4 protein-coding genes are annotated in these 1,913 nt (G+C 62.2%); all 4 read right to left on the reverse strand.

All coding sequences use genetic code 11. The annotated features are described in order from the left end of the window. Positions 1-210: 210 nt before the first annotated feature. The 4 genes from tnpB to DH08_RS17455 all read right to left on the reverse strand — a co-directional run bounded on the left by tnpB (position 211) and on the right by DH08_RS17455 (position 1,905). Positions 211-582 (reverse strand): IS66 family insertion sequence element accessory protein TnpB, encoded by a 372-nt coding sequence (tnpB, locus tag DH08_RS17440; RefSeq protein WP_192180458.1) that lies wholly within the window; start codon positions 580-582, stop codon positions 211-213. After that, positions 579-1,013 carry an IS66-like element accessory protein TnpA gene (gene tnpA / locus DH08_RS17445; protein ID WP_192180460.1) on the reverse strand — a complete coding sequence of 145 codons (435 nt, stop codon included), beginning with the start codon at positions 1,011-1,013 and terminating at the stop codon, positions 579-581. The genes tnpB and tnpA overlap by 4 nt, the downstream gene beginning before the upstream one ends. A 165-nt stretch (positions 1,014-1,178) precedes the next feature. Further along, entirely contained in the window at positions 1,179-1,448 is a 270-nt protein-coding gene (locus DH08_RS17450; protein ID WP_192180462.1) for a hypothetical protein, read from the reverse strand. 313 nt (positions 1,449-1,761) lie between these two features. Next, the gene (locus DH08_RS17455) at positions 1,762-1,905 is read right to left on the reverse strand and encodes an EAL domain-containing protein (protein ID WP_428338527.1); all 144 of its coding nucleotides are present in this window, start codon (positions 1,903-1,905) and stop codon (positions 1,762-1,764) included. Positions 1,906-1,913 lie beyond the last annotated feature (8 nt).

A 1,913-nucleotide genomic window follows, 5' to 3' on the forward strand; every position in this document is an offset into this window, starting at 1 on the left:
CGTCTCAGCTCTTCGGCCGAAGCGGTGGCGCTGCAATTCCTTGATGATCTGGATCAGACGAGCATTCCCGACGTCGCGCGCCAGGACCATCGCCTTCAGCGCGTCCGGATCGTCGGGAAGCTGGTCAGCCGTCATCGTCATGAGCGGATCAGACCATATTCACTGACAGCCAGCGACAGCGGATTCCAGGCTGATTCACTTCGTCGCGGGTCAGCCCGCCTGGACTGGAACGCGGGTCCGGCGCGCCTCGTGGACCCGCCGCCAGTCCAGCCCTTCCAATAGCGCGGACAGTTGCGCGGCCGTCAGCCGCATCACGCCGTCCTGTACTTTCGGCCAGCGGAACTCCCCATCCTCCAGACGCTTGGCATAAAGGCAGACGCCGGTGCCGTCCCAAAAAATCAGCTTGCAAAAAATCAGCTTGATCCGGTCGGTGCGCTTCGCCCGGAAGACGTAGACGGCGCCGCTGAACGGATCGGCGCCCATCGTTTCGCGCACCAGCGCGGCCAGCCCCTCCGCGCCTTTGCGAAAGTCCACCGGCTTCGTCGCCACGATAACCTTGACGGCACCCGTCGGCCCGATCACGACGTTGCCTTCAGCGCACGGATCACCGCCGCAACCGTGCTGGTGTCGGCGCCACGGCCGACCCGCATGGCGATGCCGTCAATCTCAAGTTCGATGACACCAGCATCTCGGGCCGTCTTTTGCTTCCGCGGCCGTGCTGGACGCTTCGGCGCCGGCTCCGTAGGCGCCGCCGTCACCACCGCCGGAACAAACAGCGTTTCGGTTGCCGACGGCTGACGAGCGGCCCGGCGCCAGGCGAACAACTGCTGCGGGAACAAGGCATATCGCCGGGCCACCGCGCTCACGGTCGCGCCGACCTCATAGCTTTCCGCCACGATCCGCGCCTTCTCGTCCGGCAGCCATTCCCGCCGCCGACCGGAGCCGGTGAAGATCTCCAGCCGACGAACCGGCTCTTCATCCCTGGACTTAAGCGTAAGCTCTGAAATCGTCATGTGTCGAAGTCCTCAAGGGCCTCGAACATCGTTCCTCTCGTCTACGCGCGAAAGGTGCCCTCGGAACAGCGCTTACGCTCGATGCGCAGCAACCAGACCATGAAGGAAGCCGTCCACGCGATGATCCGGCGGAACCGCGCAGGGCGCAGGCGCGGGAAGTGAAAGCTATGCGCGAGACTGCATAAAGCCCCTCGTCTCACGAATTAGTTTCAGCATGGCATGGAGCGAATCTCCGAGCGCGCCTGACCACAATTGCTGCTGATCGGGCGGCGCGTCGACAGAGGCGACTTCGTCGGCTGAATCGAGCCAAGACTGAGCGAACTCATCAAACTGCTCGTCCGAAACGCGGATGAGCTGGATCGCCGCGATTCTGGCCACAACCAGTTCGAGTGCGAGAAGGCGAGCTTCCAGTTCCAACTTCTCTCGTTCAACCATCAACCCTTCCTCTGAAACCAGGCAACAACCTGCTGCTCCTAGCGTTCGATCTGATCGCGCGTAGTCACTAGGCCTCGATCATCCAAGAGCCTGTTGAGCTTCACCTCTAAAGGCATGGTTCTGCCACGCTCCGCGCCGAAGATTTGACATACACGACTGCGGCTGGACAGCGCACTGCGCGGGACGGCTCGCGCGTACAGTCCTATGGCTGGTCCGGACGGACCGGCCATCTATTTGCGTCGACCGTGAGCCTGCCACCTCGGCCTGGTCGGATCCCCGGCGATGTGAATCCCTCCCTTCTCGTGCTGGGAATTTACATCGGGTTGCCGGGCGCGTTGAGCAATTTCACGATGGCTTCGGCGGAGATCGGTTTGCTGAAATGATAGCCCTGCATTTCATCGCAATTGTTCTTGCGCAAGAAGGCCACTTGATCGTCTGTCTCGACACCCTCGGCAATGACCCTCA

Origin of the sequence: Mesorhizobium amorphae (assembly GCF_014843845.1) — a bacterium.
Classification (GTDB): domain Bacteria; phylum Pseudomonadota; class Alphaproteobacteria; order Rhizobiales; family Rhizobiaceae; genus Mesorhizobium; species Mesorhizobium amorphae_A.